The 13,586-nt window shown below is 72.4% G+C and carries 12 protein-coding genes, 2 tRNA genes and 1 pseudogene; 11 read left to right on the top strand and 4 right to left on the bottom strand.

Annotated elements, in window-relative coordinates; all coding sequences use genetic code 11:
• Positions 1–2: 2 nt before the first annotated feature.
• Both FB563_RS15260 and FB563_RS15265 read right to left on the bottom strand, forming a co-directional pair.
• A tRNA-Glu gene (locus FB563_RS15260) sits at positions 3–75 on the bottom strand.
• Between the two features lie 80 nt (positions 76–155).
• On the bottom strand, positions 156–1,730 hold the full coding sequence (locus tag FB563_RS15265) for a metallophosphoesterase family protein (RefSeq protein ID WP_425281732.1): 1,575 nt from the start codon (positions 1,728–1,730) through the stop codon (positions 156–158).
• An 82-nt stretch (positions 1,731–1,812) separates the two neighbouring features.
• Here FB563_RS15265 and FB563_RS15270 point away from each other — a divergent pair, with 82 nt between their 5' ends.
• The 5 genes from FB563_RS15270 (at position 1,813) to FB563_RS15290 (ending at position 7,308) form a co-directional block, all read left to right on the top strand.
• Positions 1,813–2,163: a metallopeptidase family protein gene (locus FB563_RS15270; RefSeq protein ID WP_142218716.1), complete on the top strand. Its 351-nt coding sequence runs from the start codon at positions 1,813–1,815 to the stop codon at positions 2,161–2,163.
• A gap of 408 nt (positions 2,164–2,571) precedes the next feature.
• Positions 2,572–3,105: a hypothetical protein gene (locus FB563_RS15275; protein WP_142218717.1), complete on the top strand. Its 534-nt coding sequence runs from the start codon at positions 2,572–2,574 to the stop codon at positions 3,103–3,105.
• Between the two features lie 235 nt (positions 3,106–3,340).
• Positions 3,341–5,515: a DEAD/DEAH box helicase gene (locus FB563_RS15280; protein ID WP_142218718.1), complete on the top strand. Its 2,175-nt coding sequence runs from the start codon at positions 3,341–3,343 to the stop codon at positions 5,513–5,515.
• A 115-nt stretch (positions 5,516–5,630) separates the two neighbouring features.
• A complete protein-coding gene (locus tag FB563_RS15285) occupies positions 5,631–7,136 on the top strand; it encodes an amino acid permease (protein ID WP_055709474.1) in 1,506 nt (501 codons plus the stop codon).
• A gap of 99 nt (positions 7,137–7,235) precedes the next feature.
• Positions 7,236–7,308, top strand: a tRNA-Lys gene (locus tag FB563_RS15290).
• A 64-nt stretch (positions 7,309–7,372) separates the two neighbouring features.
• Here FB563_RS15290 and arsM read toward each other — a convergent pair.
• Positions 7,373–8,215, bottom strand: coding sequence for an arsenite methyltransferase (arsM, locus tag FB563_RS15295; protein WP_055709475.1), 843 nt, complete (start codon positions 8,213–8,215; stop codon positions 7,373–7,375).
• 106 nt (positions 8,216–8,321) lie between these two features.
• On the opposite strand from arsM, the gene FB563_RS15300 reads away from it, so the two are divergent.
• The 4 genes and pseudogenes from FB563_RS15300 to FB563_RS44020 form a co-directional block, all read left to right on the top strand.
• A complete protein-coding gene (locus FB563_RS15300; RefSeq protein WP_079049055.1) occupies positions 8,322–8,699 on the top strand; it encodes an ArsR/SmtB family transcription factor in 378 nt (125 codons plus the stop codon).
• Positions 8,696–9,430 (top strand): aquaporin, encoded by a 735-nt coding sequence (locus tag FB563_RS15305; protein WP_055709477.1) that lies wholly within the window; start codon positions 8,696–8,698, stop codon positions 9,428–9,430. The genes FB563_RS15300 and FB563_RS15305 overlap by 4 nt, the downstream gene beginning before the upstream one ends.
• 37 nt (positions 9,431–9,467) lie before the next feature.
• A complete protein-coding gene (locus tag FB563_RS15310; protein ID WP_055709478.1) occupies positions 9,468–9,893 on the top strand; it encodes an arsenate reductase ArsC in 426 nt (141 codons plus the stop codon).
• 216 nt (positions 9,894–10,109) lie between these two features.
• Positions 10,110–10,279: pseudogene (locus FB563_RS44020) on the top strand (IMP dehydrogenase); the annotation flags it as partial.
• A gap of 56 nt (positions 10,280–10,335) precedes the next feature.
• Here the strand turns inward: FB563_RS44020 and FB563_RS15320 are convergent.
• Positions 10,336–11,061: a TetR/AcrR family transcriptional regulator gene (locus FB563_RS15320; RefSeq protein WP_055709479.1), complete on the bottom strand. Its 726-nt coding sequence runs from the start codon at positions 11,059–11,061 to the stop codon at positions 10,336–10,338.
• Positions 11,062–11,199: 138 nt separating this feature from the next.
• On the opposite strand from FB563_RS15320, the gene FB563_RS15325 reads away from it, so the two are divergent.
• Positions 11,200–11,841, top strand: a complete 642-nt coding sequence (locus tag FB563_RS15325; RefSeq protein ID WP_055709480.1) for an NADPH-dependent FMN reductase — start codon at positions 11,200–11,202, stop codon at positions 11,839–11,841.
• Positions 11,842–11,859: 18 nt separating this feature from the next.
• Positions 11,860–13,581, top strand: a complete 1,722-nt coding sequence (locus FB563_RS15330) for an MFS transporter (RefSeq protein WP_142218719.1) — start codon at positions 11,860–11,862, stop codon at positions 13,579–13,581.
• The last annotated feature ends 5 nt before the right edge of the window (positions 13,582–13,586 follow it).

Here is a 13,586-nt window from a genome sequence, read left to right on the forward strand (position 1 = left end):
CGTGCCCCCAACGGGATTCGAACCCGTGCTACCGCCTTGAAAGGGCGGCGTCCTAGGCCGCTAGACGATGAGGGCTATCGGCCCGCCTGGGCGCTTCTCAGCGCGTCGGGGACGTGAGAAGCATATGGGATGGCGGGGAGTATCGCCAAAACGGTTTACGGCGCCGGGGCGGACGAGGTGGCGGGGGAGGGGGACGGGGTGCCCCGGGAAGGCGTGCTCCTCGGTCGGTTCTCGTCCGCCAGATGCCGGCTGACCTCGGCCGTCGCCTCGCCCAGCCCGCCCAGCTTGATCGCGTCCCAGGCCTGGAGACGGTGGCTGTCGCGGTCGAAGTACAGGATCGAGGCCTCGATGGGCGCGGGGTACTTGTGCTCCACCGCCCGCAGCCCGCTGCCGCCCGTGGAGCCTTCCATGCGCAGCCGGGTGCCGTAGGGCAGCATCTCGTCCCCCTCGTGGTGCAGATGGCCGCACAGCACCAGCGGCACCTCGCCGTCCGTCTCCCGGGCCGCGGACGGCTCGTGGGCGATCGCGACATCGACCGGGGTGCCGGCCGCCTTCTGGTCGCGCAGGGCGCTGGCCAGCCGGTCTCCCGCCAGCTGCTCGGACGCGTTCCCGCCGGGCACCACCGAGCGGTCCGGGGTGAACTGCGGGTCGCCGATGCCCGCGAAACGCAGGCCCGCGACGGTCTGCGCCCGGCCGTCGTCCAGGACGTGCACGTTCTTCATCCGCTGCAGATAGCGCTGGGTGACCCGGGAGTCGTGGTTGCCGCGCACCCAGACGTACGGCACCCCCAGGTCCCGGATCGGGTCCAGGAAGCCGTTCTCCGCCGCCGTGCCGTGGTCCATCGTGTCGCCGGAGTCGACGATCACGTTCACCTTGTACTGCTCCACCAGCGAGGCGATGATCTTCCAGCTCGCCGGGTTGATGTGGATGTCCGACACGTGCAGGACCCGGATGGTGGAGGGGTCCGGCTGGTAGGCCGGGAGCGCGGAGGTGACGTCGTAGAGCTTCGTCACATTCGTCACCAGGCGGGCCAGCTCCTGCTGGTAGACGTTGAATTCCGTGACGATGCTGCGCGCGTTGCCGACCACCGACGGCGCCGAGCTGAGCAGCCCGGAGAACTTCGGCTCGAGGATCGACTTCGGGTTCCAGGTGGCGTACGCGCTGGCCCCGGACGCGGCCAGCAGGGCAAGGGCGAGGCCGCCGGCGGCGAGGGCGCGGCGGGGGCTGCGGTAGACGGCGAGGCCGAGGGCCGTGGCGCCGGCGACCACGGCGACACAGGAGCGCACGGCCAGGTCCAGCGTGTCGTGCTCGACGTCCCTGGCGACCTCGTCCTGGAGGCCGGAGATCCGCTCGGGGTGATCGACCAGGGCCTGGGAGCGCACCGGGTCCAGCTGGTCGACGTTGACGTCCAGGCGGACGGGTGCCACATGGCTGTCCAGGGTGAGGGCGCCCAGCGGTGAGACGTTGATCTTCGTGCCGCCGGTGAGCGACGGGCGCAGCGCCATCGTCGTGTTCATCGGACCGACCGGGGCCCGTACGTTTCCGACGATCAGCAGGCCCAGCCAGGCGCCGACCAGGACGACGGCCGCCAGGGCGAGGGCGTGGAGCCAGGGGCGGGGGCGGGCGGCGAGCTCCAGGGCGGGCAGCCCGCGGGTGGCGGGGCGGGCGGGGCCGGCGGGGCGTATGCGGTTCGTCATCGTGCGGAAGGCGGCGACGGAGACGCGGACCATTGGTGCCGTATGCCCGTGTACCGGCCCGGATATGCGGTGCCGCACCACTCTCGTACGGGCCCCCGTACCGGACAATGGCCATGTGCTGGAGATGACGCGCGAGGAGTTCGAGGAACTGGTCGCCGAGGCGCTGGACCGGATCCCGCCGGAGCTGATGCGGCTCATGGACAACGTGGCGGTGTTCGTGGAGGACGAACCGCCCGCCCACGACCCCGGGCTGCTCGGTCTGTACGAGGGCACGCCGCTGACCGAGCGGGGCGAGTGGTACGCGGGCGTGCTGCCCGACCGGATCACCGTCTACCGGGGGCCGACACTGCGGATGTGCGACAACCGCGAAGACGTCGTCGCGGAGACCGAGGTGACCGTGGTGCACGAGATCGCCCACCACTTCGGCATCGACGACGCCCGGCTGCACGCCCTCGGGTACGGGTGAGTGCGGGGGGTTTCGGGTGGCGGTTCCGCCTCGGCTCCGCCTTCGGCGGGGATTTGGTTCCCACCCGCACCACCCGTGCGGCTTTCGTCGTCGGGTGCGGGTGGCCCCTGTGGGGGGTCCACGCCGTCGGCGGCTTGCGGCGCGTGTCCGGCTGAGCGGTGGTGCGCGTGCGGCGGATCACCGGGGCGTGTGCGGCTGGGCGCGGGACGGGCGTGTGGCGGGGCATCGGGGCGTGTGCGGCTGGGTGGGGGCGCGCTTGTGGCCTTGGGCGGCGTGGGTGTGGGGTGCGCGGGGACGCGTGTGGCTCGGGTGTGGAGCGTGCGGGGATGCGTGCGGGGCGCGTGTCCTCTTGTGGGCGGCGGGAGTTGGGGAGGTTGACTTCTTTCCTTGCCTCCGGAGGTGGCCGCCGTGCGCCCCTTGTCCGTACCCGTCCGGCTCACCGTCACGGTGCTGGCCCTCGCCGCTGCCACCGGCTGTGTGAACGTGGGTGACGACGCGGGCCGGGCCAGGCCCGCGCACTCGGCGGGGCAGCACGGCGGTGCGGCGCCCGACGGCGGCCCGGCGGACGGCGCCGGAGGCTTCGGCGGGCACGCCGGCGCGGCCGGTGACGGCAAGCACGAGCACGGCGGCAAGACCGAGCCGGGCAAGGAGTCGGCCTCCCCGTCGGCCACCGCCCCGTCCGGCGAGGGCAGCTCGCCCGCGGCCCCGGCGAAGCCCGGCAAGCCCGGCAGGACCGTCGACCCCGGGAACCCGGCGCCGACCAACGCCCCGCCGACCCCGCCCGTCACCTCCGCCCCGCCCGAGCCGCCCGCCTCCACCCCGCCGCCGGCGACCTCCCAGCCCCCGTCGGCCGAGCCGTCCTCCTCCGCCCACGAGGCGACGGGAACACAGCTCGTCCAGCGCGAACCGGCTCCGGAGCCCGGGGCGGACGGCGGAGCGTGATCTCCGGGGTTGTCGGAGACCCGGCTCACCTGCGGAAACGGCGCCGGTTTGCCTTCAGGGGCAGTAGGTGCGTATGGTAGTAGATCGTTTGATCCCATTTGCCCGGCGCCACCACAGAGCGCGCCGTGTGGCGCGTACTCTCCTTTGCCGTGGCGGACCGCATTGAGGCGGTCGTGAGCGAATCACGGAGTTGACGGGCGCGTGCCGAAGAGACTCCGGAAGGTTTCGCATTCGCATGTCCGTGTCCAGTACTGATCAGTTCGTCGTGTCCGAGAACGAGCTCGCCGAGTTCGAGGGCGACCTCGCCGACGCGACGACCGAGATCACCGAGGCCCCCGAGGCCGCTGACACCAACCAGACCCAGACCCCCCAGATCACCTTCGCCGACCTCGGCCTGCCCGAGGGCGTCGTGCGCAAGCTCGCGCAGAACGGTGTGACGACCCCCTTCCCGATCCAGGCCGCGACCATCCCGGACGCACTGGCCGGCAAGGACATCCTCGGCCGGGGCCGCACCGGCTCCGGCAAGACCCTCTCCTTCGGTCTGCCGACCCTGGCCCAGCTGGCCGGCGGCCGTACCGAGAAGAAGCGCCCCCGCGCGGTCATCCTCACCCCGACCCGCGAGCTGGCCATGCAGGTCGCCGACGCCCTCCAGCCGTACGGCGACGTCGTCGGGCTGAAGATGAAGGTCGTCTGCGGCGGCACCTCGATGGGCAACCAGATCTACGCCCTGGAGCGCGGCGTCGACATCCTGGTCGCCACCCCGGGCCGCCTGCGCGACATCATCAACCGCGGCGCCTGCTCGCTCGAGGACGTGCAGATCGCCGTCCTCGACGAGGCCGACCAGATGTCCGACCTGGGCTTCCTGCCCGAGGTCACCGAGCTGCTCGACCAGGTCCCGGCCGGCGGCCAGCGCATGCTCTTCTCCGCCACGATGGAGAACGAGATCCAGACCCTGGTCGACCGCTACCTGAACAGCCCCGTCTCCCACGAGGTGGACGCGGCCCAGGGCGCGGTGACGACCATGTCGCACCACATCCTCATCGTGAAGCCCAAGGACAAGGCGCCGGTCACCGCCGCGATCGCCTCCCGCAAGGGCCGCACGATCATCTTCGTCCGCACCCAGCTGGGCGCCGACCGCGTCGCCGAGCAGCTGCGCGACGCCGGCGTGAAGGCCGACGCGCTGCACGGCGGCATGACCCAGGGGGCGCGTACCCGCACCCTGGCCGACTTCAAGGACGGCTACGTCAACGTCCTGGTCGCCACCGACGTCGCCGCCCGCGGCATCCACGTCGACGGCATCGACCTGGTCCTGAACGTGGACCCGGCCGGCGACCACAAGGACTACCTGCACCGCGCCGGCCGCACCGCGCGGGCGGGCCGTACCGGCACGGTCGTGTCGCTCTCCCTGCCGCACCAGCGCCGCCAGATCTTCCGCCTCATGGAGGACGCCGGCGTCGACGCGGCCCGCCACATCATCCAGGGCGCCGGCGCCTTCGACCCGGAGGTCGCCGAGATCACCGGCGCCCGTTCCATGACCGAGGTCCAGGCCGAGTCCGCGAACAACGCCGCCCAGCAGGCCGAGCGCGAGGTCGCCCAGCTCACCAAGCAGCTGGAGCGCGCCCAGCGCCGCGCCACCGAGCTGCGCGAGGAGGCCGACCGGCTGGTCGCCCGGGTCGCCCGCGAGCGCGGCGAGGACCCGGAGGCCGCGGTGGCCGAGGCTCAGGCGACGGCGGCGGAGGAGCTCGCGGCCGTGGCCGAGGAGCCGGCGGCGCGGGAGACCGAGCGCGAGGAGCGTCCGGCGGCTTCGGCGCCGTACGAGCGCCGGGAGCGGCGCGGCTTCGACCGGGACCGCGGTGACCGCGGCGGCCGTGGTTTCGAGCGTCGCGACGAGCGCCGTGACGACCGCCGTCCGTTCGACCGCGACCGTGGTGACCGCGGTTTCGAGCGCCGTGAGGAGCGCGGCGACCGCGGTGGCCGTGGCTTCGAGCGCCGTGACGACCGCCGTCCGTTCGACCGTGACCGTCGTGACGACCGCGGTGGCCGTTCCTTCGACCGGGACCGTGGCGAGCGTGGCTTCGAGCGGCGTGACGACCGGGGCGGCCGTGGCTTCGAGCGCCGTGACGACCGCCGTGACGAGCGCCGTGACGACCGCCGTCCGTTCGACCGTGACCGTCGTGACGACCGCGGTGGCCGTTCCTTCGAGCGCCGCGACGACCGGGGTGGCTTCCGTCGCGACGAGCGCGGCGGGCACCGGGGCAGCGACCGTCCGTTCAACCGTGACCGCCGCGACGACCGCCCGGGCTTCCGGTCCGGCGGCCACGAGCGCCCCTACGGCCGCCGTGACGACCACCGCGGCAACGGCTCCTTCGGCCGCCGCGAGGACAAGCCGCGCTGGAAGCGCAACGGCTGACGCCGAGTGACTTCCGAGTGACCCGGAAAAGGGCCCGTACGACTTCGGTCGTACGGGCCCTTTTCCGTCACCGGGTGACGCATGTCACGCCCCCGCTGAGGGAATTGCTGGGGGCATGACAGAAGATGCGAGAGTGAGTGGGCTGTCGGACGAGGAACGGCTGGCCCAGCTCGGTTACACCCAGGTCCTCGCCCGCCGGATGTCGGCGTTCTCGAACTACGCCGTCTCCTTCACGATCATCTCGGTCCTGTCCGGCTGTCTGACCCTCTACCTCTTCGGCATGACCACCGGCGGCCCCGCGGTGATCACCTGGGGCTGGGTCGCGGTGGGCCTGATGACGTTGTTCGTCGGGCTGTCGATGGCCGAGATCTGCTCGGCGTACCCCACCTCGGCCGGCCTGTACTTCTGGGCGCACCGCCTCGCACCACCCCGCTCGGCGGCGGCCTGGGCCTGGTTCACCGGCTGGTTCAACGTGCTGGGCCAGGTCGCGGTGACCGCCGGCATCGACTTCGGCGCGGCCTCCTTCCTCGGCGCGTACCTGAACCTCCAGTTCGGCTTCGAGGTGACCCCGGGCCGCACGGTCCTCCTCTTCGCGGCGATCCTCGTCCTCCACGGCCTGCTGAACACCTTCGGCGTGCGGATCGTCGCGTTCCTGAACGACGTGAGCGTGTGGTGGCACGTGCTGGGCGTGGCGGTGATCGTGGCCGCGCTCGCCTTCGTCCCCGACCACCACCAGTCGGCGTCGTTCGTGTTCACGAAGTTCGTCAACGAGACGGGCTGGGGCAGTGGCCCGTACGTCGTCCTGCTCGGCCTCCTCATGGCCCAGTACACCTTCACCGGCTACGACGCCTCCGCCCACATGACCGAGGAGACCCACGACGCGGCCACGGCGGGCCCGAAGGGCATCGTCCGCTCGATCTGGACCTCCTGGGTCGCCGGTTTCGTGCTCCTGCTCGGCTTCACCTTCGCCATCCAGTCGTACGACAGGGAACTCACGTCCCCGACGGGCGCGCCCCCGGCCCAGATCCTCCTGGACGCGCTCGGAGCGACGACGGGCAAGCTCCTGCTCCTCGTCGTGATCGGCGCCCAGCTCTTCTGCGGCATGGCCTCGGTGACCGCCAACAGCCGCATGATCTACGCCTTTTCCCGCGACGGCGCGCTGCCCTTCTCCCGGGTCTGGCACACGGTCAGCCCGCGCACCCGCACCCCCGTGGCGGCGGTGTGGCTGGCGGCACTGGGCGCGCTGGCCCTCGGCCTGCCCTATCTGATCAACTCGACGGCGTACGCGGCGGTGACCTCGATCGCTGTCATCGGCCTCTACATCGCCTACGTCATCCCGACCTTCCTGCGGGTCCGCAGGGGCGCCGCCTTCGAACGCGGGCCCTGGCACCTGGGCCGCTGGTCGGGGGCGATCGGGATCGTCTCGGTGGTGTGGGTGGTGGCGATCACGGTCCTCTTCATGCTCCCGCAGGTCTCCCCGGTCACCTCGAAGACGTTCAACTACGCCCCCGTCGCCGTCCTGGTCGTCCTCGGCTTCGCCGCGACCTGGTGGCTGGCCTCGGCCCGCCACTGGTTCCTCGCCGAGCAGCGGACCCGGGCCGCGAACCTGGTCGAAAAGTGACGATCCGGAGCCTTGCCGCCCACCCGACGCGGCCGGGTCACCGATACCCGATCGGAGACCCGGCCTCGTCCGGCTATGCTCGGACAGGCAACATCGCCTGGGCCCTTAGCTCAATTGGCAGAGCAGTGGACTTTTAATCCATTGGTTGTGGGTTCGAGTCCCACAGGGCCTACGGCTGGCGGGCGGGGGCATGGCCCCTGACCTGCGGTGCAGCGCCTGAGTCGGCTTCGGTGGGCTCAGGCGCTGCTGTGTGTCCCGGCCGGAGTGCAGCAGGCGTCGACGCCACGGCAACTGCCATCCGAACTCCCTGTCTCAAAGGTCGCGTCGGAGACAGCGGGCTTGGTGGCCCGGACGATCGCGGAGTGCATGCCGTCCGCCACGGAGTGCGTCGGGGTGATCTCGACGCCGGTGAAGCCGGCGGCTTCCAGTCCGGCGCGGTACTCGGCGAAGGACAGCGCGCCCGCGATGCAGCCGACGTGGTCGCCACGCTCCGCGCGCTGCTCCGGCGTGAGTGCGTCGTCGGCGACGACGTCCGAGACGCCGATACGGCCGCCGGGCCTGAGGACGCGGAAGGTCTCGGCGAAGACGGCCGGCTTGTCGACGGACAGGTTGATCACGCAGTTGGAGATGACCACGTCGATGGTGTTGGCGGGCAGCGGGATGGCCTCGATGGTGCCCTTGAGGAATTCCACGTTGGCGGCGCCGGCCCGCTCGGTGTTGGCCAGGGCGAGGGCGAGCATCTCCTCGGTCATGTCCAGCCCGTACGCCTTGCCGGTCGGGCCGATGCGGCGGGCGGAGAGCAGGACGTCGATGCCGCCGCCGGAGCCGAGGTCCAGGACGCGTTCGCCCTCGCGGAGTTCCGCTACGGCGGTGGGGTTGCCGCAGCCGAGGGAGGCGGCGACCGCTTCGGCGGGGAGGGCGTCGCGTTCGTCGGTGGTGTAGCGGGTGGAGCCGAAGTTCTCGTCGACCTCGACGGGCTCGGGTCCACAGCAGGCGGTGCCGCCCTCGGTGACCTTTACGGCCGCGGCAGCGTACCGCCGGCGGACGGTTTCGCGCAGGTCGGTGGACTGCTCGCGCATGGCTTCACTCCTGGGTGACGGGGCATGGCGGTGCACTGGAACTTCTTGTATTGACGTTTGTTGATGCAACCTTGCGCCTTGGATCGAGAGGCGTCAATATAGAGATGTGTCGAAACAAGAGCTCGAGTTGATCGGCCAGGAGGATGCCGCCGCCTGCTGCCCGGGTCTGGCTGCCGCGCCGTTGGACGACGAACGCGCCGCTGAGCTGGCCAAGGTCTTCAAGGCGCTGGGCGATCCGGTGCGGCTGCGCCTGCTGTCGATGATCGCCTCGCGGGAGGGCGGCGAGGTCTGCGTGTGCGAGATGACGCCGGCCTTCGACCTGTCCCAGCCGACGATCTCCCACCACCTCAAGCTCCTGCGTCAGGCCGGCCTGATCGACTGCGAGCGCCGCGGGACCTGGGTGTACTACTGGGTGCTGCCCGGAGTCCTGGACAAGCTCACCGGGTTCCTGACGACGCCCCGGGCCGCCGGGGTGACGGCGTGACCGCTTCGCTCGGCCGTCGTGTCGCGGCCGAGGCGGTGGGGACCGGCCTGCTGGTGGCTGTGGTCGTGGGCTCCGGTATCCAGGCGACCGAGCTGTCGCACGACGTCGGCGTTCAGTTGCTGGCCAACTCGCTGGCCACCGTCTTCGGTCTGGGCGTGCTGATCACGCTGCTCGGACCCGTCTCCGGCGCGCACTTCAACCCCGCCGTCACCCTGGCCGCCTGGTTCACCGGCCGGCGCACCGGCGCCGGGCCGAGCCTGCGGGATGTCGCCGCGTACCTGCCCGCGCAGATCACCGGGGCGATCGGCGGCGCGGTGCTGGCCGACGCCATGCTCGCCGAGCCGCTCGTGAGGTTCTCCGCCCACGACCGGTCCGCCGGCCACCTCTGGCTGGGCGAGGTCGTCGCCACGGGCGGGCTGATCCTGCTCGTCCTCGGCCTGGAGCGTGTCGGCCGCGCCTCCCTGGCCCCGGCAGCCGTGGCCTCCTACATCGGGGCCGCGTACTGGTTCACCTCCTCCACGTCCTTCGCGAACCCGGCGGTGACCATCGGCCGGGCCTTCACCGACACCTTCGCCGGGATCGCCCCCGCCTCCGTCGCCCCGTTCGTCGCGGCCCAACTGCTCGGCGCCGTACTCGGGCTGACCGCCGTGGCGGTCGTGTACGGAGGTCCCACTCGCGCGGCAGACGGCGTGGTCGTCCCGCACGGCGAGCCCGGACTCGCCTCCTCCTGACTGCCCGACCGCCCCTCCGCCCGCAAGGACACCTGCCATGAGCACCGTTGCACCGCGCCCCTCCGTGCTGTTCGTCTGCGTCCACAACGCCGGCCGCTCCCAGATGGGTGCCGCCTTCCTCACCCGCCTCGGCGGCGACCGGGTCGAGGTCCGCTCGGCCGGCTCCGCTCCCGCCGACGCGGTCAACCCGGCCGTCGTCAACGCCATGGCAGAGGTGGGCATCGACATCTCGGCCGAGACGCCCAAGGTGCTCACCGGTGAGGCGGTGCAGTCCTCGGACGTGGTGATCACGATGGGGTGCGGGGACGCCTGCCCAGTGTTCCCGGGCAAGCGGTACCTGGACTGGCAGCTCGAAGACCCGGCGGGCCAAGGTGTGGACGCCGTACGGCCGATCCGGGACGAGATCGAGCAGCGAGTACGCGGCCTGCTGGCCGAGCTGGGCATTCCGGCAGCATCGGCCTGAGCCCGGTCGCGGTCTCGGGCTCGCTCCGTCTCACTGGCGTTCGGCGTGTTCCCGGAGCCGTGCGAAGGGCGGACGCGCGTGGTCTACCGTGGCGAGGAGCCGTCGCGGGCCCGGGCGAACGCGGTCCACTTCGCGCTCGGCGCCCGCACCGCCTGGCACTCCCACGGCCTGGGCCAGACCCTCGTCTGGACCCCGCCGGGCGAGGAGCACGGGCACGGCGCCGCCCCCGTACGCCACTTTCTGCCCGGTCTCATCGGCCGCGTCCTGACCGGCCGCATCAACCCTGTCCGGGTCTTCGACCTCACCCTCCCCCTCGACCGAGCCGCGGAGGGGTTTACGAGGCCATGGACGCACGTCGCGCCGTCAAGACCCCGCTCCGGCCCTGACCCACGGGCCGGCCACGGCCTGTCCGGCTACCGATGCCGGCTGTTCGGGCCGGCGGTCACGTGGGCACCACGCCGTCCCTCACCGCACTCGCACCGGCACCGGTCCCGTAGGCCCGCAGGAACGCCGCCACTCCGCCCCTGATCAGGCGGTCCGTCTCCGTCGCGGGGAGGGGGAGGACGCCGTAGTGGGTGGACTGGACGAGGGTGTGGGTCGTCAGGGCCATGAAGTGGGCGGCGGCCATGGGCGCGTCGCCGTGCGGGTCGAGCAGGCCGGCGTCGGCGAGGTGCGTCATCGCCTCGGCGACGGCCCGGCCGACCGGCTCCGGACCTGCCTCGTGCCAGGCCTTCAGGACCTCCGGCGGCACATGGTCGGCCTCGGCGTGGATGTGGCGGACGAGGGCGAAGTGGTTCGGGTACTCGGCCATGAGGTCGGCGAACCCGCGGGCCAGGGCGACCAGATCGCGCTCCAGGTCGTCGGGGTGCGGGGGGCGCTCAGGGTCCAGCACCGCGCGCAGGCAGGCCAGTTGGGCGTCACGGACCTCGCTGGACGTCCAGGTCACCACGGTCTGGAAGAGCTGTGCCTTGCCGCCGGGGAAGTGGTTGTAGAGCGTGCGCGTGGAGACGCCGGCCTCGGCGGCCAGCGCGTCGACCGAGGCGCGCGCATAGCCCTCGCGGCCGAAGACCGTGCAGGACGCGCTCGCGATCGCCATCTGTTTCTCCAGCTTGCGCGGTGAGACCTCGCGTCGCGCCCGCGCCACCCGGGCTTCGTTCGTTTCGCCCACGCCTGCCTCCTGTCGTCCTCCTCCGACCGGCCACTCTAGCCGACTTACAACGAGCGTTGCACTTTCTACAACGTGCGTTGTACTTTGCTGTGCGGGAGGCCGCACCGGGCGGCCCACTCACAGGAGATGGGGATTCCTATGTCTGTTGAGCGTGTGCCTGTGTCTGTTGAGGGTGTGCCTGCTGACCGCGCCGAAGCACCGCTGCGTGTCGCCGTCATCGTCGGCAGCGTCCGGGAGGGCCGGCAGGGCCGGGCCGTCGCGGACTGGTTCCTCGGCACCGCCGCCGGCGACACCGGCCTCGACTTCGACGTCATCGATCTCGCTGAGATCGACCTCCCGCTGGTGCTGCCCGACTGGGGCGGTGCCCCCGGCCCCGAGGCCGTCGCCGCGCTGCGGGACGTCTCGCCACGGCTCGCCGCAGCCGACGCGTTCGTCGTGGTCACGCCCGAGTACAACCACAGCTTCCCGGCGTCCCTGAAGAACTTCATCGACTGGCACCACGCCCAGTGGCGGGCCAAGCCGGTGGGCTTCGTCTCCTACGGCGGCCTCGGCGGCGGCCTGCGCGCGGTCGAGCAACTCCGGCTGGTCTTCGCCGAGCTGCACGCGACAACCGTGCGCGACTCGGTCAGCCTGCACGGCCCCTGGTCCGGTCTCGGTCAGGACGGCACGCCGCTGGACGCGGCCGTGTGCACCGGCGCCGCCAAGGGCATGCTCGGTCAACTCACCTGGTGGGGACGGGCGTTGCGGACCGCGCGGGCCGAGCGCCCGTACGTCGGCTGAGGGCGGGGACGGGGAGAGATGCGTACGACCGCACCCACCGCGGCGGCCCCGGCCCGCCCGGCACCGGACCCGGCCACCGCCCTGAACCGCATCCTGGCCGTCACGGTCACCGGCATGGTGATGGCGGTGCTCGACATGACGATCGTCAACGTCGCGCTGCGCCGGCTCTCGCAGTCCTTCGGCGCCTCGCTGGAGACCATCCAGTGGACCACCACGGCGTACACGCTCGCACTGGCCGCCGTCATCCCGACCGCCGCCTGGGCCATGTCCCGGATCGGCGCCAAGCGGACCTATCTGACCGCGCTCACCCTCTTCACCCTCGGCTCGCTGCTCGCCGCCTGCGCCTGGGACGCGGGCAGCCTCATCGCCTTCCGCGCGGTCCAGGGGCTCGGCGGGGGGCTGCTGCAGCCGGTCGGCATGACCATGGTGATGGGCGCCGCCGACCGGTCCAGGCTCGGTCGCGCGATGGCCGTCGCGGGGCTGCCCATCCTGGTCGGGCCGGTCGCCGGGCCGGTACTCGGCGGCTGGCTCCTCGACGCCGCCTCCTGGCACTGGATCTTCCTGATCAACCTGCCCGTCGGCACCCTGGCCCTGACCCTCGCCCTACGCCTGCTGCCCGCGGACGCACCGACGCCGGGGGCCGGGAGGGCACCCGGGACCGGGAGGATTGCCGGGGCCGAGAGGACGGCGGTGACCGGCAGGACGACCGAAAGCGTGAGGAACGCCGGAACCGAGAGGACGGCGGTGACCGGCAAGACCGCAAGGGCGGCCGGAACCGAGAGGACGGCCGAAAGCGTGGGGACCGCCGGAACCGGCAGAACGGCCGTGTCCGGCAGGACGGCCGGCGCCGGGACACCCACCGGCGCCATGACGCCCACCGGCACAGCGGGGTCCACCGGCGTCGCGAGGTCCACCGGCATAACGAGGCCCACCGGCACCCTGACGCCCCCCGCCCGTCTGGATCTCCCCGGCCTGCTGATGCTGTCCCCCGGCCTCGCCCTGCTCCTGTACGGCCTCGCCCGGGGTGGTGAGCGCGGTGACCTCACCACGCCCGGTGCCCTCGTGCCGGCGCTCGTCGGCGCGGCCCTCGTCGCGGCCTTCGTACGCCGGGCGCTCACCGCGTCCGCTCCGCTGCTGGACCTGCGGCTGCTGCGCGACCGTACCTTCGCCGCCGGCGCCGGCACGCTCGCCCTGTTCACCTGCGGCTACTTCGGCTCGATGCTGCTCGGCCCGCTGTACTGGCAGCAGGAGCGGGGCCTGAGCGCCACTGCGGCCGGACTGCTGGGCGCGCCGGTCGGTCTCGTCGTCGGTACGACGATGCAGATCGCGGCGCGACGGATCGACAGGGCGGCTCCGCGCCGGCTGGTCGGGACCGGGATCGCGGTGGCCGCCCTCGGGATGGCGCTGACGGCCTGGCAGGTGGGCGTGCCCGGGATCACGCCCTGGCGGATGGTCGCGTCGGCCATGGTGATGGGCGTCGGCACCGGCATGGTCCTGATGCCGACGATGACCACGGCGAGCCGGGGCCTGCCCGCGGAGCGGCTCGCCGCGGCGAGCACCGCGCTGAGCATCAACTCCCAGCTGGGCGCGTCCGTCGGCACGGCCGTGCTGTCGGTGGTGCTGGCTACGGCGGGCACACACCCGTCCGGCTTCCGCACCGCGTACGCCGTCGCGGCGACCCTGCTGGCCCTGGCGGCCCTGCCGGCACTGGCCCTCCCGGGCCGCCGGCGGACGCGGTGACGGCG

The organism is Streptomyces puniciscabiei, from assembly GCF_006715785.1.
GTDB classification, from domain to species: Bacteria; Actinomycetota; Actinomycetes; order Streptomycetales; family Streptomycetaceae; genus Streptomyces; species Streptomyces puniciscabiei.